Genomic DNA, 19,809 nt, shown 5'->3' on the forward strand with positions numbered 1-19,809 from the left:
GGGTGGCGGAAGGATAGGGGGACCGCACCCCATCCCCTGCCCTGGATGATGGCGCCGGTCGTTAAGTCCCTGCCATCATGAGGGATTTGGCAGAGGAGTGGAAGCCCTGCGGCGACCGGCGAGCACCCCGCTCCCTGGTTGATGACATCAAATATTAACCAAGGAAAGTAAAGTGCATGTCTGTGGACTTTAGAATCCGGCTAGACAGTCGATAGCATTAATACTACATTCACATCCCAACAAACACCCCTGTCAGAATCATCAGATGCACTGCTTGTTTTCAAGCGGTGCGCTGCGCTTTTACGGGGTGGCCCTTTAACCATCTTTAAAAGGGCGAATCCCTTACTTCGCGGAGTGGTTAATGTTTCGGTCTTTTCTGGCACGGCATATCCGGGACATGAAGGCAACGCTGGCCGCCCTGGGCAAATCCCAAGCCATTATCGAGTTTGCCCTGGACGGCACCATCCTCACCGCCAACGACAACTTCCTGAAGGCCATGGGTTACACCCTGGCCGAGGTTAAGGGACAGCATCACAGCCTGTTCGTGGCGCCAGGGTATCGGGACAGCCTGGAATACCGCCAGTTCTGGGACAGCCTGCGCCGGGGGGAATTCCGGGCCGCGCAGTTCAAGCGTTTGGGAAAGGGCGGCCGCGAAGTCTGGATCGAGGCCTCATACAATCCCATCCTCGACCGCGCCGGCCGGCCGTACAAGGTGGTGAAGTATGCCACCGACGTGACAGCGGCGAAGCGGGAACACGCCGACCTGCTGGGCCAGGTCACGGCCATCAACAAGTCGCAGGCGGTCATCGAATTCAGCCTGGACGGCACCATCCTGCGCGCCAACGACAATTTCCTGAACACCATGGGCTACACGGCGGCGGAGGTCGAGGGCCGGCATCACAGCGTTTTTGTGGAACCGGGCCAAAAGGACGCGCCGGAGTACCGCCAGTTTTGGGAGACCCTGCGCCGAGGTGAGTTCCAGGCGGGCCAATTCAAGCGCCTGGGCAAGGGCGGCCGCGAGGTTTGGATCGAGGCCTCGTACAACCCCATCCTCGACCCCGATGGCCGTCCGTACAAGGTGGTGAAGTATGCCACCGACATCACCCGCCAGGTGCGCATGCTGGCAAACCTGAAGCAGTTGATCGACAGCAACTTCAAGGAGATCGACACCGCCGTCGAACAGTCGGTGGGCCGGTCCGAGGGCGTGGCCGCGGCGGCGAACCAGACGGCCGGCGCGGTCCAGGGCATCGCCGCCGGCGCGGAAGAGCTGGCCGCGTCCACCCGCGAGCTGGCGGCCAACATGGCCCAGTCCCGCGCGGCGGTGGACAGTGTCGCGGCCGAGGCGGAAACCGCCGGGTCGGCGACCGAGCGCCTCAACGCCGTCGCCCAGTCCATGGAGCGGGTGGTGGACGTCATCCGCGGGATCGCCGGCCAGATCAACCTGCTGGCCTTGAACGCGACCATCGAGGCGGCGCGGGCGGGGGAGGCCGGCAAGGGCTTCGCGGTCGTCGCCACCGAGGTGAAGAATCTGGCCAACCAGGCGGCGAGCGCCACGCAGGGGATTTCGGACGAGATCACCGGCATGCAGTCCGTGGCCGGCGAGGTGGTCGGCGCCCTGGAGGGCATCCGCCGGTCCATCGATGCCGTGCGGGACCACGTCACCTCGGCCGTCGCGGCGGTGGAGCAGCAAGGTGCGGTCACGCTGGAAATGTCGCAGAACATGCAGCAGACGGCCGGCGCGGTGGACACCGTGACGGAAAACATCAACGACATCGGCCGCGCCATCCGGCAGGTGGAAACCATGGTGGACAAGACCCGGGAAGCGGCCCGCGTGTTGGCCCAGTAAGCGGACCATCTCACTACCGGTGATCCGGCGGCCGGTTCCTCCCCGTACAAGTCATGACCCGGCACCGCGCCGGGGGTGATTGAGGCGGAGGGGGCCATGACCTACAGCGTCGTCTGGTTCAAGCGCGACCTGCGCCTGGACGATCACGCCGCCCTGCATCGGGCGGCGGGGCAGGGCCCCGTGCTGTGCCTTTACGTGATCGAACCCAGCTTCTGGCGCCAGCCCGATGCCGCCAACCAGCATTACCAGTTCATCCTCGAATGCCTGAGCGACCTTGCGGCGGAGCTTCGCCGACGGGGTGGCGTCCTGCATGTGGTGACGGGCGAAGTGGTGGAGGTGCTGGAGTGCCTGTACCGCCAGGCCCCCTTCACCGCACTCCATTCCCATGAGGAAACAGGCAACGACCTGACCTACCGGCGGGACCGGGCGGTGGCCCGGTGGTGCCGCGACCACGGCGTGCCATGGCATGAGACGCCGCAATTCGGCGTCATCCGCCGCCTGGACAGCCGCGACGCCTGGCAGGCGGCATGGGAGACCCGCATGGCCGCACCCCGCCTGCCGGTGCCGGCGATGGTCTTCTCCCCGATTCCGTGGCCGGACGCACCGCCGCCGGGTCCGGCGGATCTGGGCCTGGACGCCGCCGACCCGCCCCTGCGCCAGGCTGGCGGGCGTCGCCAGGGGTTGGCGATCCTGGACAGCTTCTTGGATGATCGCAGCGGCCGCTATCGCGGCGGGCTTTCCTCGCCCCTTTCCGCGCCCACGGCCTGTTCCCGCCTGTCGCCCTATCTTGCCCAAGGCGCGGTCAGCCTGCGGGAGGTCGTGCAGGCGACGCGCCGCCGGCTGGCGGACCTGCCGGATGGGCCGGATCCCCGTCGCCAGGGCCTGGCCGCCTTCCTGAGCCGCCTGCACTGGCACTGCCATTTCATCCAGAAGCTGGAAAGCGAGCCCGCCTTGGAATGGCGCAACCTGCACCCCGGCTACGATGGTCTGCGCGAAGGGGAATGGAACGAGGCCCATTTCCAGGCGCTGGTGGCTGGGCGTACCGGCTGGCCGCTGGTGGACGCCTGTGTCGCCATGCTGCGTGAGACCGGTTGGATCAACTTCCGCATGCGGGCCATGCTGGTCTCGGTCGCGGCCTATCCCCTGTGGCTGCACTGGCGCCCGGTGGGCCTGTGGCTGGCCCGCCAGTTTCTGGACTACGAACCCGGCATCCACTGGAGCCAGATGCAGATGCAATCGGGCACCACGGGCATGAACACCACCCGTGTCTACAATCCCCTGAAGCAGGCCCGCGACCATGACCCCCAGGGCCGCTTCGTCCGCCGCTGGCTGCCCGCCCTGCGGCGGGTGCCGGACAGCTGGTTGTTCGAGCCGTGGCGCATGCCGCCGGAGGTGCAGGACCGCTGCGGCGTACGGGTGGGACGCGACGTCCCTTTGCCCATCGTGGACCTGGAAACGGCGACACGGGCGGCCAAGGCCCGCGTGCATGGCCTGCGGGCCCAGCCGGCGGTCAAGGCCGTGGTGCCGGCGCTGGTCGACCGCCATGGCTCGCGCAAGCCGGCGGCCCCGCGCTCCCGGCCCCGTCCCGTCGCACGCGGCCAGCTCAGCCTCGATCTGTGATCCCAGGAAGCGACGCCATGCGCATGCGGCGGAAATCGGACCTGCCCACCAAGATCTGCCCCCAGTGCGGGCGCCCCTTCGCCTGGCGGCGCAAATGGTCCCGGGTGTGGGAGGAGGTCAAATACTGTTCCGACCGGTGCCGGCGCGCGGCGCGGGGGCGCCCATGACGGTGCTGCGCCTGATCCTTGGGGATCAGCTCAATCCCCACCACCGGTGGTTCGACCAGGTGGACGGGGCCGTGGTCTACACCCTGATGGAGGTGCGGCAGGAGACGGACTACGTCCTGCACCACGCCCAGAAGATCCTGGCCATCTTCGCCGCCATGCGCGACTTCGCCCGGCACCTGCGGGCGGCTGGTCACCGGGTGGATTACCTGGCCATCGACGATCCCGCCAACCGCCAGGCGCTGCCCGCCAACCTGGACCTGCTGCGCGACCGGCATGGCGCCACGGCGTTCGAGTACCAGGCGCCCGACGAATGGCGGCTGGACCGCCAGTTGGCGGACTACGCCCGGCACCTGGGGCCGTCGGCCCGCATGGTGGACACCGACCATTTCCTCAGCGCCCGCGACACCGCCGCTGCGCTGTTCCAGGGGCGGCGGCGCTGGCTGATGGAGCATTTCTACCGCCACATGCGCCGCGTCCATGGGGTGCTGCTGGAACCGGATGGCGGGCCGGTGGGCGGTCAGTGGAATTTCGACCACGACAACCGCAAGCCCTGGCCGGGCCTGCCGGCTGAGCCCGATGACAGCCGGCCGCGGCACGACCATGGCGTCCTGTGGCGGGCCATCACCGCCGCCGGGGTCGGCAGCTTCGGTGATCCCATGGCGGATCGGCTGCCCTGGCCCCTGAACCGAGCCGAGGCGCTGGCGCAGCTGGACGCCTTCCTGGCGCAAGGCCTGCGGCACTTCGGTGACTATCAGGACGCCATGAGCATACGGGGCTGGCGCCTGTTCCATTCCCTGCTGTCCTTCGCCCTCAACACCAAGATGCTGTCGCCGGCCGAGGTGGTGGCGCGGGTGGAGGAGGAATGGCGGCGCGGGGTGGCGCCGCTGCCGGCCGTGGAGGGGTTCATCCGCCAGATCCTGGGGTGGCGCGAATATGTGCGCGGCGTCTACTGGGCCCACATGCCGGGATATGACGACCGCAACGCCCTGGGCCACGACCTGCCCCTGCCGTCCTGGTTCTGGACCGGCCAGGTGGGGATGCGCTGCCTGGCCCACGCGGTGGGACAGTCGCTGCGCCACGCCTATGCCCATCACATCCAGCGCCTGATGGTCATCGGCAACTTCGCCCTGCTGGCCGGCCTTGATCCGGCCGCGGTGCACCGCTGGTATCTGGGCGTCTATATCGACGCCTTCGAATGGGTGGAGTTGCCCAATACCCTGGGCATGAGCCAGTTCGCCGATGGTGGGCTGATGGCCACCAAACCTTACGTCTCGGGGGCGGCCTACATTGACCGCATGGGCGACTATTGCCGGGGGTGTCGCTACGACCGCAAGGCCAGGGTGGGGCCGCGCGCCTGCCCCTTCAACGCGCTCTACTGGGACTTCCTGGATCGCCATGCGGCCGCCCTGTCCGCCAACCCCCGGCTGGCCTTGCCCTATCGCCAGCTGGCGCGCATGGACCCCGCCGACCGCAAGGCGCTGCGCGACCAGGCGGCGGACACGCGCCGCCGCCTGGAAACGATCTGACCTGGGCCTGGAAGACACTTAAGCCGGGAAGTCAGTGCCAAGGGTGACCGGCCGCCAGCCGGCCAGATTGGCGGTGAACGCCTCCTGCCGGGCCTGCACCCGGTTCCAAGCGTCGGTGCCCAGCACCAGGTGCTGCGGCGGGTTGGGTGAGCGCACGGCGGCCACGATGGCGCGGGCGGCCAGCACCGGGTCCCCCGGCTGTCTGCCGTTCAGCGCCTGCAGGCGGGCCACCGCCGCCCCGGCCGTCGCGGCATAGTCCGCGATGGGGGCGCCGGTCAGCCGCAGGGAATGATCGGTCAGGAAATCGGTGCGGAAGGCGCCCGGCTCCACCAGCGTGATGCCGATGCCCAGGGGCGCCACCTCCTGCGCCAGGCTGAGCGACACGCCCTCCAGCGCGAACTTGGACGCGGCGTACAGGCCGGATCCCACGCCCGGGGCCAGCCCGGCGATGGAGGTGATGTTGACGATGTGGCCGGACCGCCGCGCCCGCATCAGCGGCAGGGCCGCCTGCATCACCGCCAGCGCGCCGAAGAAATTGACCTCGAACATCTGGCGCGTGGCGGCGGTGTCGGCATCCTCAACCGCGCCCAGAAGGCCATAGCCGGCGTTGTTGACCACCACGTCCAGGCGGCCGTGCAGGGCGTGGGCCTTGGCCACCGTCTCCTTGACCTGGGCCGCGTCCGTGACGTCCAGCGGCAGGATGTGCAGCCGGCCGTCGGCGGGCAGGTCGCTCCGGCCGTCGCGGGTGGTGCCGATGACCACCTGGCCCTGATCCAGCAGGGTGCGCGCCAACTCCCTGCCGAAGCCGCGCGAAACGCCGGTGATGAACCAGACCTGTTGGGTGTCGTTGACCATGATCCGCATCCTTCCTGAAGGCCGGCCCGGAAAATGGGCCCCAAAACGGGACCAGGGGCCGGGGGATGCGCTGAAGATGGGGCGTGTCCGCTCTGTGGGGTATGCGCCATAGTCGAAACGGTTAATGAAGGGGCCGGTATATAATCAGCCGTAGGTCGCGCGCATGAAATCGGTGAAGACGCGCAGCGGCAGGGGCGTATGCCGCTGCTTGGGATAGCACAGGAAAAACCCGGGGAAGGCGCCCGACCATTCCTCCAGGATGGGCACCAGCCGGCCGTCCTGGACATAGGGCAGGATGCGGTCCTCCAGCCATAGGGCGATGCCCACGCCCTGCAGGGCCGCGGCCAGCACCATGCTGCGGTCGGTGACGATGATGGGGCCCTTCACCGCGACGGAGAACCAGTCGCCGCCAGGTTCCTGGAATTCCCAATGGTAGATGCGGCCCGTCTCCGTCCAGCGCCAGTTGATGCAGGCGTGGTCCAGCAGGTCGCGCGGATGCTGCGGCACGCCGTGGCGGGCCAGGTATTCTGGGGTGGCGACGGCCACCTGGCGCAAACTGCCGCCCAGCTTGATGGCCACCATGTCGTCGGAGATCATCTCGCCCAGGCGGATGCCGGCGTCGTACCCTTCCGCCACGATGTCGCGCACCACGTCATCCACCGTGGTGTCCAGGACGATGTCGGGATAGGCGCGGTGGAAATCCCCCAGGATGGGCGCCAGGAACCGCTCCGCCCCGACGCGGGAGGAGGTCAGGCGCAGGGTGCCGGCCGGCCGCTCACGCAGGTCGTTCACGTCGGCGACGGCGGCCTCCAGTTCCTCCAGCACCGGCTTCAGGCGGGCATAGAGGCGCGAACCGGCATCGGTGACGGAAACGCTGCGCGTGGTGCGGTTCAGCAGGCGCACACCCAGCCGCGCCTCCAAACCCCGGATGGTCTGGCTAAGCGCCGAGGGGGAGACGCTCAACTGCACCGCCGCCCGCGCGAAGGTGCCATAGGCCACGATGGTGGCGAACGCGCGCAGATCCGCGAACTCACTGCCCCGCATTCTATCCCTTCCCCTTCAGGATCAACCGGGGACAGCTAGCATAGCGGATGGCGCCGTCGCTGTGTCAGCCGACACTACTTGATGGAAATCATGGCATAAGGCGGTTGCAGGGCTTCCCATGCCAATTGTCCGCATACGCATAATCCATGCAATAAGGGCAGGCCCGCAATATGGACGGGGAGGTGACCGTGGCTGACGATGATCTGTGGAAACCCCGTCTGGACCGCCGGGGCGGGCCGCTTTACCTGGCCATCGCCGACGCCATGGCGGCCGACATCGGCGCCGGCCGCCTGGTGCCGGGGGAACGCCTGCCTACCCAGCGGGCTTTGGCGGAGGCGCTGGGCATCGATCTCACCACCGTCACCCGCGCCTATGCCGAGGCGCGGCATCGCGGCCTGCTGTCGGGCGTGGTGGGGCGGGGCACCTTCATCTCCGACCGCGCGGCGGCGGATATGGCGCCCCTGGCCCAGGGCGACATCGACATGTCCATGAACGTGCCGCCGCAACCGCTGGCCTTGCTGCGCACCCACCTGGCGCAGGGGCTGGAGCGGTTCGTGCGGGCACCGGACCTGGGGCGCCGTCTGGGCTATCGCGCCGCGGGCGGCGGCGCGACGGAACGCACCGCCGGGGCCGCCTGGCTGCGCCGCCGCTACATCGCCGCCGGGCTGGCGGCCAACACCAGTCCCCATGCCGACCGCGTGCTGGTGGCGCCGGGGGCGCAGGCGGCGCTGCACGCCCTCCTGTCCCTGCTGGCGCAGCGGGCCGATGTGGTGCTGGCGGAAACGCTGAGCTATCCCGGCTTCACCGCCGTCGCGGCGCGCCTGGGGCTGCGGGTGCTGGCGGTGGACTGCGATGGCGAGGGGCTGGTGCCCGATGCGGTGGCGGCCGCCTGCCGCAGCAGCGGCGCCCGCTTGCTCTACTGCACCCCCACCCACCATAACCCCACCACCGCGACGATGTCGGAAGGGCGGCGCCAGGCCCTGGCCGCCGTCATCCAGGCCCAGGGTCTGACGGTGGTGGAGGATGACGCCTATGGCGCGCTGGCGGCCACCCCCGGCACGCCGTTGGCGGCCTTGGCGCCCGCCCAGGTATGGCACGTGGCCACCCTGTCCAAATGCCTGACGCCGGCTCTGCGCACCGCCTATGTCGCCGCGCCCGACGCCATCCAGGCGGAACGGTTCGAGGGCGTGCTGCGTACCCAGACGCAGATGCCCTCGCCCTTGGCCGCCGGCCTGGCGGCGGATTGGATCCTGGACGGCACCGCCGCCACCCTGGCGGAGGCCATCCGGGCCGAGGCGGTGACGCGCCAGCGCCTGGCGGCGGAGCTGCTGCCCCCGGGCAGCTACCAGGCCCAGCCCGACAGCCTGCACCTGTGGCTCAATTTGCCACCCGATTGGACGCCTCACGCCTTCGTCCAGCGCGCCGCCCGCACCGGCCTTACCCTGGTGGCGGGCGACGCCTTCCTCTCATCCGACACCCCGGTGCCCGCCGCTGTGCGCCTGGCCCTGGGCGCTGCCCCCGACGCGGCGTCGCTGAAGGGGGCGCTGATCCGCGTGGCTGGCCTGCTGGCGGGACCCAGGGGCGGGGCGACAGGGGTGATCTGACTTCAGCCCATGGTGCGGCCGCCATCCACCACCAGCGACTGCCCCGTCATCATGGATGAGGCGCGAGAGGCCAGGAACAGCACGGCGCTGGCGATGTCCTCGCCTGACAGGGGGCGCTTCAGACATTGGGCGGCCAGGGTTTCGGCCAGGGCCTCGGGCGTCACCCACAGGCGCTGCTGCCGTTCCGTCATGACCCAGCCGGGCACCACGGTGTTGACGCGGATGCCGTCGGGGCCGAACTCGCGGGCCAGCGCCCGGGTCAGGCCCGTGACGCCGGCCTTGGCGGCGACATAGGCCGGGTATCCCGCCAGGCCCAAATTATGGGCGGTGGACCCCAGGTTGACGATGGCGCCGCCGCCGGCGCGCTTCATGCCCGGCGCCACCGTCTGGGCCAGGAAGAACTGCGGGCGCAGGTTGATGGCCAGGTTGTCGTCCCACTCCGCCACCGTCATGTCGGCGGTGGCGTGGCGGTCATCGCGGGCGGCGTTGTTGACCAGCACGTCGAAGGCGCCCATCTGCGCCTCCGCCTCGCGCACCTTGGCCTGCAGCGTCTCCACGTCGCGCAGGTCGCAGCGCAGGAACAGGGGGCGCTGGCCGGTCGCGGCCTCCACCGCCTGCACCAGGTTCATGGCCGACTGCTCACGCAGGGCGATGAAGGCGACGCGGCAGCCCTGGGCCGCGAAGGCGTAGGTGAGATAGGCGCCGATGCCCGACCCCCCGCCGCTGATCAGCACGGCCTTGCCCGCCAGATCGCCATAGACGGGATAAAGATGCTGGGTGACGCCTTCCGGGGCGCCGGGCGGCGGCTCTTCCGGTGTGTCGATGGGACCGGTGGCGGTCTGGTTGCTGTCTGGCATGGGGGCGCCTTCCTTACGCATTGGGCCCATGGGCGCCCATGGGGCGTCGGGTCACGGGCGGCCGGGTCAGGAAGGATAGTTAGAGCGGTCCCACCCGGGCCGCAATTCCCCATGCCACCAAATCCCCTTTACAGAGGCTATTTTTGTCCGATAAATCATACCAAGAACCGGAGGCTGGGCGCCGGCTCGTGGGCTCGGGCCGGCACGGTCACGATACCGCGAACCGCGCCGGAACCTCCTACCATAACGACATTGGGTGGGGAAACGGCGGGTGCGGGCGGCCACTGTTTGGCGCCATGCCATCAGCCGCCGCTGGCGACCGGTTGACTTGCATGCCCAGGCCACGACCAGGCCTGCGCCTTGAAGGGTCCGGCCAGCCATCACCCTACCCAGTGCCCAAGGACAGGGGCCGTTCCAGGCTCCGAGGTGGACGGTAGACGATGACCGACGACGGCAAGCGGACGTTACGCAGCGCGCACAGCTATGGAAAACTGGACCGCGACGGGTTCATCCACCGCAGCTGGATGAAGAACCAGGGCCTGCCCGGCGACGTGTTCGACGGCCGCCCCGTCATCGGCATCTGCAACACCTGGTCGGAACTGACCCCCTGCAATTCCCACCTGCGCGAGGTGGCGGAGCATGTGAAGCGTGGCGTGTGGGAGGCCGGCGGCCTGCCGGTAGAATTCCCCGCCATGTCGCTGGGCGAGACGCAGATGCGCCCCACCGCCATGCTGTTCCGCAACCTGCTGGCCATGGAGGTCGAGGAATCGATCCGCGGCAACCCCATCGACGGCGTGGTGCTGCTGGGCGGCTGCGACAAGACCACCCCCGGCCAGATCATGGGGGCGGCCAGCGTCGACCTACCCACCATGGTCATCTCCTCCGGTCCCATGCTGAACGGCAAGTACCGCGGCAAGGACATCGGCTCGGGCACCGACGTGTGGAAGTTCAGCGAGGCGGTGCGCGCCGGCGAGATGACGCTGAAGGACTTCATGGGGGCGGAGGCCGGCATGTCCCGCTCGCCCGGTACCTGCATGACCATGGGCACCGCCTCCACCATGGCCTGCCTGATCGAGGCCATGGGCCTGTCGCTGCCCTTCAACGGCACGCTGCCGGCCATGGATGCCCGCCGCCGCGCCATGGCGCATGAGACGGGCCGCCGCATCGTCGCCCTGGTGAAGGACGACGTGAAGCCGTCGCGCATCCTGACCCGCGCCGCGTTCGAGAATGCCATCCGCGTGCATGCCGCCATCGGCGGGTCCACCAACGCCGTGATCCACCTGCTGGCCCTGGCCGGCCGGCTGGGCGTTGACTTGTCGCTGGAGGACTTCGACGCCTTGAGCGCCGACATCCCCCTGCTGGTGGACCTGCAGCCGTCCGGCCAGTACCTGATGGAGGATTTCCACTACGCCGGCGCGCTGCCGGGCCTGATGACCAAGATCAGGGACAAGCTGAACCTGGACGCCGTCACCGTCGGCGGCATGACCATCGGCGACATCGTGGCCGAGGGTGAGGTCTACAATGACGAGGTCATCCGCCCCATGGCCAACCCGGTGAAGCCCGTCTCGGGCATCTGGGTGCTGCGCGGCAACCTGGCGCCCGATGGCGCGGTGATGAAGCCCAACGCCGCCTCACCCGAGTTGCTGACCCATCGCGGCCGCGCCGTGGTGTTCGACACCATCGAGGATTTCAAGGCCCGCATCGACGATCCGGCGCTGGAAGTGGACGAAACCTCCATGCTGGTATTGCGCGGCTGTGGCCCGAAGGGGTATCCCGGCATGCCGGAAGTGGGCAACATGCCCCTGCCGCCCAAGCTGCTGGCCAAGGGGGTCAAGGACATGGTGCGCATCTCCGACGCCCGCATGAGCGGCACGGCCTTCGGCACCGTGGTGCTGCACGTGGCACCGGAATCCACCGCCGGCGGCCCGCTGGCCCTGGTGCGCACCGGCGATGAGATCGAGCTGAACGGCCCCAACCGCAGCCTGAGCCTGCTGGTGGATGAGGCCGAGCTGGCCCGCCGCCGGGCCGAACTGGCCGCCCAGCCCGCCGCCCCCGTCCCGGCGCGCGGCTACTACCGCCTGCATGTCGAGCATGTGATGCAGGCCGACAAGGGCTGCGACCTGGACTTCCTGGTGGGCGCCAGCGGCGACCGCGTCACGCGGGAGTCGCACTGACATGGCGGCACCCGTCTTCATCGCCGGCGACTGGGGCACCAGCAACCTGCGCCTGTCGCTGGTTGACGCGGACGGCGCCGTGCTGGACACCCGCACCGGCCCCGGGGCCGCCGCCGTGCCGGCGGGCGGCTTCCCGGACACGGTGCGCGGCTTGCTGGCCGACTGGGATGCCGCCCATGGCCGCCTGCCCCTGCTGCTGTGCGGCATGGTGGGGTCCACCCTCGGCTGGGTGGAGGTGCCCTACGCCGCCGCCCCGGCGGGGGCGGGGGAGATCGCCGGGCATCTGCACCGCATCGACCTGCCGTTCGAAGGTGAGGGGGGCCGGCCGGTCTATGTCGCGCCGGGCGTGAAGGGCACCAACCTGCAGGGGGCCCCCGACGTCATGCGGGGGGAGGAAACCCAGGTGCTGGGTGCCCTGATCACCCATCCGGATCTCGCCACCGGCGACCACCTGCTGTGCCTGCCCGGCACCCATTCCAAATGGGTGGACCTGTCGGACGGCCGCATCACCGGCTTCACCACCGCCATGTCGGGCGAGATCTACGCCCTCTTGTCCAAGCACAGCACCCTGGCGCGCGGGGCGGCCGACTGGGACGGCGCGCCGGACGCCGGTTTCCGCCAGGGCCTGGCCCGGGTGGCGGAGGCGGGCGCCGACGTCCTGCACCTGCTGTTCGAAACCCGCGCCCGGCAGATGGCGGGTCTGCTGAGTCCTAAGGACGCCTTGGGCTTCCTGTCCGGCCTGGTCATCGGCGGCGACGTGGCCGCCACGCTGGCCCGGCACCGGGCGCTGGGCAGGCCGGCGCCCACGCGGGTGGTCCTGGTCGGCGCCCCGGCGCTGAACACCCTATATACCCTGGCATTGGCCAGCCACGGCGTGACCGCCCTGGCGCTGAACGGCGCCGAGCAGTCCACCGCCGGCCTGCTGGCCTATTTCCGCCGCCTCTGAAGGGCCGCCTGTGAAGGGCCCGCCTGTTAAGGAACGCGTCATGACCGAAGCCTGGTTGAAGCATATGCCCGTGGTGGCCATCCTGCGCGGGGTGACGCCCGATGAGGTGGTGGCCGTGGCCCGCACCCTGCACGACGCGGGCATCCGCGCCATCGAGGTGCCGCTGAACTCGCCGGAGCCGCTGCGGAGCATCGAGCGGCTGGTGCAGACCTTCGGCGACGATTGCCTGGTGGGGGCGGGCACCGTGCTGTCGCCGGACAAGGTGGACGCGGTGCGCGCCCTGGGCGGCCAGCTGATCGTCTCGCCCAACGTCGATATCTCCGTCATCGCCCGCACCGTGGCGCTGGACATGGTGTCCATGCCCGGCTTCTCGACCGGGACCGAGGCTTTCGCCGCGATCGGCGCCGGCGCCCGCTACCTGAAGCTGTTCCCGGCCAGCAGCCACGCGCCTGGCCATGTGAAGGCGCTGAAGGCCGTGCTGCCGGCCGACGTCGCCGTCTACGCGGTGGGCGGTGTCACCGCCGCCAACCTGCAGCCTTGGGTGGACGCCGGCGTCACCGGATTCGGTTCCGGCGGCGACCTGTACAAGCCGGGCGTGGATCTGGGCCAGATGGCGGAACGCGCCGCCGGCCTGGTGGCCGCCGTGCGCGCCGCGCTGAAGCTTTCGTAAAGTCTGATACTGAGGACCCGCCACCGACCCTCGGTGGCGGTGGGACGCGGCCCGCATCCGCCGGACGTTTCCGGCGACTGAGGGGGCCTTGAAAAGGCCAAATAACATAAGGGGGGTAAGCCGATGGGTTTGGCGACGCTTGATATTGCGGTGCTGGGGTTCTACGCCGTGTTCATTTTCCTGCTGGCCCAGTGGGTGTCGCGGGAAAAGGTCGGCCATGAGAAGAACGCCAAGGATTATTTCCTGGCCGGCCGCTCGCTGCCCTGGTGGGCCATCGGCGCCTCCCTCATCGCCGCCAACATCTCGGCGGAGCAGATCATCGGCATGGCGGGCTCGGGCTACGCCATCGGCCTCGCCATCTCCTGCTATGAATGGATGGCGGCGCTGACCCTGATCATCGTGGGCAAGTACTTCCTGCCCATCTTCCTGGAAAACCAGATCTACACCATGCCCCAGTTCCTGGAGCAGCGGTACGGTCCCAGCGTGCGCCTGACGCTGGCCGTGTTCTGGCTGGGCGTCTACGTCTTCGTCAACCTGGCCTCCATCCTGTGGCTGGGCTCCATCGCCGTGCACGCGGTGGCGGGGGTGGACCAGATGTACGCCCTGATCGCGCTCGGCCTGTTCGCCTGCGCCTATTCCCTCTTCGGCGGGCTGAAGGCGGTGGCGCTGACCGACATCGTGCAGGTGGGCCTGCTGGTCATGGGCGGGCTGATCATCAGTTACTTGGCCCTGAACCAGATCGCGGACGGCCAGGGCGTGGTGGCCGGCTTCCACCAGCTGGCGGCCAACGTGCCGGAGAAGTTCAAGCTGATCCTGACCAAGGACAGCCCCTTCTACAAGGACCTGCCCGGCATCTCCGTCCTGGTGGGCGGCCTGTGGGTCATGAACGTGTCCTATTGGGGCTTCAACCAGTACATCATCCAGCGCGCCCTGGCCGCCAAGTCGGTGCGCGAGGCGCAGCGCGGCGTGGTGTTCGCGGCCTTCCTGAAGCTGCTGATGCCGGTCATCATCGTGCTGCCGGGCCTGGCCGCCGTGATGCTGATCCCCAACCTGCCGGTGCCCGACCAGGCCTACCCGGAACTGATGAAGATGCTGCCCACGGGCCTGAAGGGCCTGGTGTTCGCGGCCCTGGTCGCGGCCATCGTCGCGTCGCTGGCGTCCAAGATCAACAGCGTGGCCACCATCTTCACCCTGGACCTCTACGCCCACATCAAGACGAACGCGTCCCAGCATCACCTGGTGGCCGTAGGCCGCATCGTCAGCGTGGTGGCTGTGCTGATCGGCATCGTGGTGGCGAAGCCCCTGCTGGGCAACTTCGACCAGGCCTTCCAGTACATCCAGGAATTCACCGGCTTCTTCACGCCCGGCATCTGCGTCATCTTCCTGCTGGGCATGTTCTGGGCCCGCGCCAGCGCCGCCGGCGCCCTGACGGCCGCCATCGGATCCGCCGTGCTGTCGCTGGCCTTCAAGATCTGGCTGCCGGCGCTGCCCTTCATGGACCGCGTGGGCGTCGTGTTCCTGCTGTGCCTGGCCGGCGCGGTGCTGGTGTCGCTGGCGGCCCCGGCCGCCATCCCGGGCCAGATCAAGGTCAAGCTGAAGGGCATCGACTATTCCACCACCACCGGCTTCAACATCGCGGCCTTGGTGGTGCTGGTGGTCCTGTCCGCCCTCTACATCACCTGGTGGTAAAATGACGAACGCCCGTCCGCTGAACGCCCATCCGGTGCTCGATGCCCCGCTGGTCGCCACCTTCGCCCTGGGCAATACCCTGGGCGAAGGGGTCACCTGGGATGAACGTGACCAGTCGCTGTGGTGGACGGACATCCACGAACGCCGTCTGCACCGGCTCAACTGGGCCAGCCGCGCGGTGGAAACCTTCGCGGCCCCGGAACGCGTCTGCTCCTTCGGCCTGATCGAGGGTGACCCCGGCCGCCTGGTGGTGGCCTTCGAAAGCGGTTTCGCCCTGTTCACTCCGCGCACCGGCCACGTCGAATGGCTGGCGCGGCAGGACCTGCCCGCGGGCGTTCGCTTCAACGACGGCCGGGTGGACCGCCAGGGCCGCTTCTGGGCCGGCACGATGGTGGAGGATGAGGCGGCGCGGGCGGCCAAGTCGCTGGCCGGCGCGCTCTACCGCCTGGACGGGCGGGACCGGGCCACGCCCCTGGTGCATGGCGCCCTCATCTCCAACAGCCTGTGCTGGAGCCCGGACGGCACGCGCATGTACTACACCGACGGCCCCACCCGCCGGATTCGCGCCTTCGATTACGATCCGGCCACCGGCACGCCGTCGAATGAACGCGTTTTCGTGACGACGGAAGAGGGGGCCTACCCCGACGGCGCCAATATCGACGCCGCTGGCCACCTGTGGAGCGCGCAGTGGGGGGCGTCGCAGGTGGTGCGCTACGCCCCGGATGGAAGCGTGTCCGGCGCCATTCCCGTGCCCACGGCCCGCGTCAGCTGCGTCGCCTTCGGCGGCCCGGACCTGACCCTACTGTTCGTGACCACGGCGCGCGAAGGCATGACGGCGGCGGAGATCGCGGCCGATCCCAATGCCGGCACCCTGTTCGTATATGATATCGGTACCATCGGCGTGCGCGGCCTGGTCGATAGTGCGTTCAAATTGGCCTCGGCAGGGATATAAGTAGTTGTGAGGAATAATGTGGGGGAAGGGATGATTGCCAAGTTTCGCGGCCAAAACCTGACGTTCGCCATCGTCCAGGATCTGGGGGCCGCGATCGTTACCGGGACCTACAGCGCCGACAAGCCCTTCCCCATCGAGGCCGACCTCTGCAAGCATTACGGCGCCAGCCGCAGCGTGCTGCGCGAGGCGGTGAAGATGCTGACGGCCAAGGGTCTGCTGCGCGCCCGCCCCCGCCAGGGGACCTGGGTGGAGCCTGAGGAAAGCTGGAGCCTGCTGGACCCCGACGTCCTGCGCTGGATTCTGGAGCGCAAGTTCTCCCTGCCGCTGCTGGCCGAATTCACCGAGATCCGCCTGGCCGTGGAACCACTTGCCGCCCAGTTGGCCGCCGCCCGGGCGACACCGGCGGAGAAGGCCGCCATCAAGGTGGCCATCGACCGCATGTATGCGGCCGAGCGGGGGGAGGATGACCCCCTGACCACGGACATCAACTTCCACGTCGCCATCCTGAAGGCCAGCGGCAACCGCTTTTACCTGCAACTGCGGGAACTGATCGACACCGCCCTGCGTTTCAGCATCCGGCGCACCAACCAGTACAAGGGCGTGAGGCTTGCCAGCGTGGCCGACCACAACGCGGTGGCCGAGGCCATCCTCGCGGGCGATCCCCCCCGGGCGGAGGCCGCCATGCGCTACCTGATGCAAGAGGCGCTGGACCTGCTGTCGCAGGGCGAGGAGGCCGAGGGCAAGGCCGCGGCCTCGTGAGATCCCGTCTGAAAATCCGGAGTCTGCAGGATGCGTGAAGACGCCAGTCGTGAAAATGGCAGGCTGGCCATCGGGCTGATCGCCCATGACGGCAAGAAGCAGGCGATGGTCGATTGGGCCCTGGCCCATGCCGACTTCCTGCGGGCGGGCAAGATCTTCGCGACATCCTCCACCGGCACCCGGGTGGCGGAGGTCATCGACGGCCTGGACATGACCCGCCTGCGCAGCGGCCCCCTGGGCGGCGACCAGCAGATCGGCGCCATGATCGTCGAGGGTAAGCTCGACATCATGATCTTCTTCGTCGACCCGCTGGGCACCCTGCCGCACGACGTGGACGTGAAGGCCCTGCTGCGCCTGGCAACGCTGGCCGACCTGCCCTTCGCCTGCAACCCCGCCACCGCCAGCCTTCTGGTGGCGGCGATGGCGTGAAAAAAGGGCGGCCCATCAGGACCGCCCCTCTTTTGCCCGTGGTCCCGAGATTTACTTCGTCTTGTCCAGGGTCTTGGCCATTTCCAGATGCGAGGCGATGGTGGGTTCGGTCTTGGCGGCCCAGTCCTTGAGGGCCGCGTTGTCGCCGCCCTTGGCATAGCGCTGGAAGGCCGAGTCCGCGTCCTTGTGGGCACTCACCTGGTCCTCGCGGTACTGCTTCACGAAGTCGGCGCCGCTCAGGCCCTTCAGCTTGTCCAGCTTCTTCTGGTGGGCGTTGTCCAGTGCCGTGGGGATGGTCGCCTGCACGGTGCCGCCGGTGACGATGGTCTTCAGCTCCGTGGACGTCTTCTGGTGCGCCTGGATCATCTGGTTGGCGAAGGACTTGGTGGCCTCGTCACCCTTCTGCTGCGCCAGCTCGCTGGACTGGATTTCGAACATGTCGCTGATGGCGACTTCCTTCACGAAGTCCTCCGTGCGCGGGGTGACGCCCAGGACAGAATTGGCGCCGGTCTTCTCGCCCATGGACTTGGCCTTGTCGCCCACGGAATCCTGCGCCGACGCCTGGGTGGCGATGGCGGGGGTGAACAGCATCAGGCACAGGGCGGAGGCGGCGGCCGCCTTGCCGGTCAGGGTCCTCATGATGGCAACTCCTCATGACGGGGATGGGTCGGGCGGTCCGGGTGGGCCGCCCACAACCCCAGCAGAAGTGCCAAGGCGGCTGTTCGGTTCCGCCGGTCGCGGTTATTGCGCCGGCGGTCCCCCGCCTCCTATGGTGGCAACCCGCCGCTGGCGGGTGATGAGTGAGAGATGGGGGACGGAGTTGGCCCAGGTGGTCATTCTTGCGGGCGACGGCGACACTCCCGCCCTGACCGACATCGCCGGTACGCCCTTGCTGGGCCGGCAGCTGGCGATGATCGCCCGGTCCGCCCTGCGCGACGTGCTGGTGCTGAGCGGTTCGGCCGCCGTCGCCCAGTACTGCGGCGATGGCGCCCGCTGGGGCCTGGCGGTGCGGGCGGCTCCCAGGGCGGGGGAGGCGGCCGGGGAGGCCGGGACCATGGTGGTCCTGCCTGGCGACGTCCTGCTGGACGTGGACCTGGATCGCCTGCTGGACCATCACCGCGGCCAGGGTGCTGACGCCACCCTGCTGCTGCGGGCCAGCGACAATATGGCGGACGCCGACCTGGTCGACAGGGCGGAGGATGGCCGGGTGCTGGGCGTTCATGCCCCGCCGCACGTGGATGATTTCCATAACCAGGCATGGCCAGGCCCTTACGTCGTGGCGTGGTCGGCGCTGGCCGGTGGCGACCTGCGGGGCCGGCCGCTTGTGGATCGCCTGTTGCGGGCGGGCCGCCCGGTGCAGAGCTATCTCAGCCCGGAATATGTTCGCCGCGTCGGCTCGGCCGGCGACCTGGATCAGGCGCGGGCGGACGTGGCCGCCGGTCTGCCCGACCACCTGTCGCTGCGCTCACCCCAGCCCGCCGTGTTCCTGGACCGCGACGGCGTGCTGAACGTGGAGAAGGGCAGCGTCAACAGTGTGGCGGCGCTGGACCTGATTCCCGGTGCCGCGCCGGCCTTGGCGCGGCTGAACCGGGCGGGGTTCCGCACCCCGGTGGTGACCAACCAGGCGGCGGTGGCGCGGGGCCTGTGCAGCCTGGAAACGCTGGACGCCATCCACGCCCGCCTGGAAACCGGCTTGGGTGCCGATGGGGCCTACGTCGATCGGATCTATTTCTGCCCGCATCATCCCGACCCCACCCTGCCCGGGGGGGTGCCGTCGCTGCTGGTCCGTTGTGATTGCCGCAAGCCCAAGCCGGGCATGGTCCACGCGGCGGCGGCCGACCTGAACATCGACATCGCGCGGTCGTGGGTGGTCGGCGACAGCTCCAGCGACATGGGCCTGGCGCGGACCTGCGGCATGGGCGGCATCCTGGTGCGCGACGGTCATGGCGGGCGCGACGGCAAAAGCCCGGCACAGCCGCACGTCGTTGTCGACGACCTGGCCGATGCCGTGCGCTTCATCCTGGATGTCTGGCCGGGGCTGTCGGCGCATCTCGACGGCCTGGCCGCCGGTATTGGGCCGGGCGATGTGGTGCTGGTCGGCGGCCTTGCCCGCGCGGGCAAGAGCCTGCTGGCGCAGTGCCTGTCCTTGCGCCTGGGTCAGCGGGGCCGCCGGGCCGTGGTGCTGGGCCTGGACAGTTGGCTGAAATCCCACGACCGGCGGGGCGTGGGTGTCCTGGGCCGCTATGATTTGGAGGCGGCGGGCCAGGCGCTGGCCGCCGTGACGAACCGGGGCACGGCCATCACCCCGCCGCGCTATGACGTGCTGACCCAGACCAGCCACCCCGGCCGCGAGGAGGTTGTGCTGGGGCCGGACGACATCCTGATCGTCGAGGGCGTGCCCGCGCTGACACAGCCCGCCTGGCGGGCCCTGGCCACGCGCCGCCTGTACGTCGCCACGGACGAGGCGGGCCGACGGGCGCGCTTTCACGCGGAATACCGGCGCCGGGGCTGGTCGGATGATCGTATCGAGTCGACCTATGAGGACCGCTTGCGGGATGAGCGGCCCATCGTCCTTGCCAGCAAAGGTTACGCCGACGTGGAAACCAGCCTGGACGGCCTGCTGGACTGACGCCGCCGGCACGGGGGCGCGGCGTATCAAAAATTTCGCCGT

General features: G+C 69.1%; 17 protein-coding genes. 13 read left to right on the forward strand and 4 right to left on the reverse strand.

All coding sequences use genetic code 11. The annotated features are described in order from the left end of the window. Window positions 1–397 precede the first annotated feature (397 nt). From P5F91_RS05560 to P5F91_RS05575, 4 genes are all read left to right on the forward strand, one after another. Entirely contained in the window at window positions 398–1,846 is a 1,449-nt protein-coding gene (locus P5F91_RS05560) for a methyl-accepting chemotaxis protein (protein ID WP_277906743.1), read from the forward strand. 96 nt (window positions 1,847–1,942) lie between these two features. Beyond that, complete coding sequence (locus tag P5F91_RS05565; RefSeq protein ID WP_145612994.1) at window positions 1,943–3,466, forward strand: FAD-binding domain-containing protein; 1,524 nt, start codon at window positions 1,943–1,945, stop codon at window positions 3,464–3,466. Between the two features lie 23 nt (window positions 3,467–3,489). Continuing rightward, window positions 3,490–3,633, forward strand: a complete 144-nt coding sequence (locus P5F91_RS05570) for a DUF2256 domain-containing protein (RefSeq protein WP_145613074.1) — start codon at window positions 3,490–3,492, stop codon at window positions 3,631–3,633. Continuing rightward, entirely contained in the window at window positions 3,630–5,159 is a 1,530-nt protein-coding gene (locus P5F91_RS05575) for a cryptochrome/photolyase family protein (RefSeq protein WP_145612995.1), read from the forward strand. The genes P5F91_RS05570 and P5F91_RS05575 overlap by 4 nt, the downstream gene beginning before the upstream one ends. An 18-nt stretch (window positions 5,160–5,177) precedes the next feature. Here P5F91_RS05575 and P5F91_RS05580 read toward each other — a convergent pair whose 3' ends face one another. Both P5F91_RS05580 and P5F91_RS05585 read right to left on the reverse strand, forming a co-directional pair. Further along, complete coding sequence (locus P5F91_RS05580) at window positions 5,178–6,014, reverse strand: oxidoreductase (RefSeq protein WP_277906744.1); 837 nt, start codon at window positions 6,012–6,014, stop codon at window positions 5,178–5,180. 144 nt (window positions 6,015–6,158) lie between these two features. Then, on the reverse strand, window positions 6,159–7,058 hold the full coding sequence (locus P5F91_RS05585) for a LysR family transcriptional regulator (protein WP_145612997.1): 900 nt from the start codon (window positions 7,056–7,058) through the stop codon (window positions 6,159–6,161). Window positions 7,059–7,246: 188 nt separating this feature from the next. On the opposite strand from P5F91_RS05585, the gene P5F91_RS05590 reads away from it, so the two are divergent. Then, on the forward strand, window positions 7,247–8,662 hold the full coding sequence (locus P5F91_RS05590) for an aminotransferase-like domain-containing protein (RefSeq protein WP_246134550.1): 1,416 nt from the start codon (window positions 7,247–7,249) through the stop codon (window positions 8,660–8,662). A gap of 2 nt (window positions 8,663–8,664) precedes the next feature. Here P5F91_RS05590 and P5F91_RS05595 read toward each other — a convergent pair whose 3' ends face one another. Continuing rightward, complete coding sequence (locus tag P5F91_RS05595) at window positions 8,665–9,519, reverse strand: SDR family NAD(P)-dependent oxidoreductase (RefSeq protein WP_081486692.1); 855 nt, start codon at window positions 9,517–9,519, stop codon at window positions 8,665–8,667. Between the two features lie 440 nt (window positions 9,520–9,959). Here P5F91_RS05595 and P5F91_RS05600 point away from each other — a divergent pair, with 440 nt between their 5' ends. The 7 genes from P5F91_RS05600 (at window position 9,960) to P5F91_RS05630 (ending at window position 17,138) form a co-directional block, all read left to right on the forward strand. Further along, complete coding sequence (locus P5F91_RS05600) at window positions 9,960–11,693, forward strand: IlvD/Edd family dehydratase (RefSeq protein WP_277906746.1); 1,734 nt, start codon at window positions 9,960–9,962, stop codon at window positions 11,691–11,693. Window position 11,694: 1 nt separating this feature from the next. Beyond that, the gene (locus tag P5F91_RS05605; RefSeq protein WP_277906747.1) at window positions 11,695–12,639 is read left to right on the forward strand and encodes a 2-dehydro-3-deoxygalactonokinase; all 945 of its coding nucleotides are present in this window, start codon (window positions 11,695–11,697) and stop codon (window positions 12,637–12,639) included. A 40-nt stretch (window positions 12,640–12,679) separates the two neighbouring features. After that, a complete protein-coding gene (locus tag P5F91_RS05610) occupies window positions 12,680–13,309 on the forward strand; it encodes a 2-dehydro-3-deoxy-6-phosphogalactonate aldolase (protein WP_277906748.1) in 630 nt (209 codons plus the stop codon). A gap of 123 nt (window positions 13,310–13,432) precedes the next feature. Then, window positions 13,433–14,998, forward strand: a complete 1,566-nt coding sequence (locus P5F91_RS05615) for a sodium/sugar symporter (protein WP_277906749.1) — start codon at window positions 13,433–13,435, stop codon at window positions 14,996–14,998. A 1-nt stretch (window position 14,999) separates the two neighbouring features. Then, complete coding sequence (locus P5F91_RS05620) at window positions 15,000–15,950, forward strand: SMP-30/gluconolactonase/LRE family protein (RefSeq protein ID WP_145613003.1); 951 nt, start codon at window positions 15,000–15,002, stop codon at window positions 15,948–15,950. A 30-nt stretch (window positions 15,951–15,980) separates the two neighbouring features. Then, window positions 15,981–16,709 carry a FadR/GntR family transcriptional regulator gene (locus P5F91_RS05625; RefSeq protein ID WP_044562306.1) on the forward strand — a complete coding sequence of 243 codons (729 nt, stop codon included), beginning with the start codon at window positions 15,981–15,983 and terminating at the stop codon, window positions 16,707–16,709. A gap of 30 nt (window positions 16,710–16,739) precedes the next feature. Continuing rightward, complete coding sequence (locus P5F91_RS05630; RefSeq protein WP_145613004.1) at window positions 16,740–17,138, forward strand: methylglyoxal synthase; 399 nt, start codon at window positions 16,740–16,742, stop codon at window positions 17,136–17,138. Between the two features lie 51 nt (window positions 17,139–17,189). On the opposite strand, the gene P5F91_RS05635 is transcribed toward P5F91_RS05630, so the two are convergent. Next, a complete protein-coding gene (locus P5F91_RS05635; protein WP_246134551.1) occupies window positions 17,190–17,777 on the reverse strand; it encodes a DUF4142 domain-containing protein in 588 nt (195 codons plus the stop codon). Between the two features lie 157 nt (window positions 17,778–17,934). Here P5F91_RS05635 and P5F91_RS05640 point away from each other — a divergent pair, with 157 nt between their 5' ends. Continuing rightward, window positions 17,935–19,767, forward strand: coding sequence for an HAD-IIIA family hydrolase (locus P5F91_RS05640; protein ID WP_277906750.1), 1,833 nt, complete (start codon window positions 17,935–17,937; stop codon window positions 19,765–19,767). The last annotated feature ends 42 nt before the right edge of the window (window positions 19,768–19,809 follow it).

The sequence above is a fragment of the Nitrospirillum amazonense genome (assembly GCF_029594735.1).
In the GTDB taxonomy this organism is placed as follows: Bacteria; Pseudomonadota; Alphaproteobacteria; order Azospirillales; family Azospirillaceae; genus Nitrospirillum; species Nitrospirillum amazonense.

Coding starts and splice junctions, on each gene's coding strand:
- P5F91_RS05560 (WP_277906743.1), top strand. CDS start 398: ATGAAGGCAACGCTGGCCGCCCTGGGCAAATCCCAAGCCATTATCGAG.
- P5F91_RS05565 (WP_145612994.1), top strand. CDS start 1,943: ATGACCTACAGCGTCGTCTGGTTCAAGCGCGACCTGCGCCTGGACGAT.
- P5F91_RS05570 (WP_145613074.1), top strand. CDS start 3,490: ATGCGGCGGAAATCGGACCTGCCCACCAAGATCTGCCCCCAGTGCGGG.
- P5F91_RS05575 (WP_145612995.1), top strand. CDS start 3,630: ATGACGGTGCTGCGCCTGATCCTTGGGGATCAGCTCAATCCCCACCAC.
- P5F91_RS05580 (WP_277906744.1), bottom strand. CDS start 6,014: ATGGTCAACGACACCCAACAGGTCTGGTTCATCACCGGCGTTTCGCGC.
- P5F91_RS05585 (WP_145612997.1), bottom strand. CDS start 7,058: ATGCGGGGCAGTGAGTTCGCGGATCTGCGCGCGTTCGCCACCATCGTG.
- P5F91_RS05595 (WP_081486692.1), bottom strand. CDS start 9,519: ATGCCAGACAGCAACCAGACCGCCACCGGTCCCATCGACACACCGGAA.
- P5F91_RS05600 (WP_277906746.1), top strand. CDS start 9,960: ATGACCGACGACGGCAAGCGGACGTTACGCAGCGCGCACAGCTATGGA.
- P5F91_RS05605 (WP_277906747.1), top strand. CDS start 11,695: ATGGCGGCACCCGTCTTCATCGCCGGCGACTGGGGCACCAGCAACCTG.
- P5F91_RS05610 (WP_277906748.1), top strand. CDS start 12,680: ATGACCGAAGCCTGGTTGAAGCATATGCCCGTGGTGGCCATCCTGCGC.
- P5F91_RS05615 (WP_277906749.1), top strand. CDS start 13,433: ATGGGTTTGGCGACGCTTGATATTGCGGTGCTGGGGTTCTACGCCGTG.
- P5F91_RS05620 (WP_145613003.1), top strand. CDS start 15,000: ATGACGAACGCCCGTCCGCTGAACGCCCATCCGGTGCTCGATGCCCCG.
- P5F91_RS05625 (WP_044562306.1), top strand. CDS start 15,981: ATGATTGCCAAGTTTCGCGGCCAAAACCTGACGTTCGCCATCGTCCAG.
- P5F91_RS05630 (WP_145613004.1), top strand. CDS start 16,740: ATGCGTGAAGACGCCAGTCGTGAAAATGGCAGGCTGGCCATCGGGCTG.
- P5F91_RS05635 (WP_246134551.1), bottom strand. CDS start 17,777: ATGAGGACCCTGACCGGCAAGGCGGCCGCCGCCTCCGCCCTGTGCCTG.
- P5F91_RS05640 (WP_277906750.1), top strand. CDS start 17,935: ATGAGTGAGAGATGGGGGACGGAGTTGGCCCAGGTGGTCATTCTTGCG.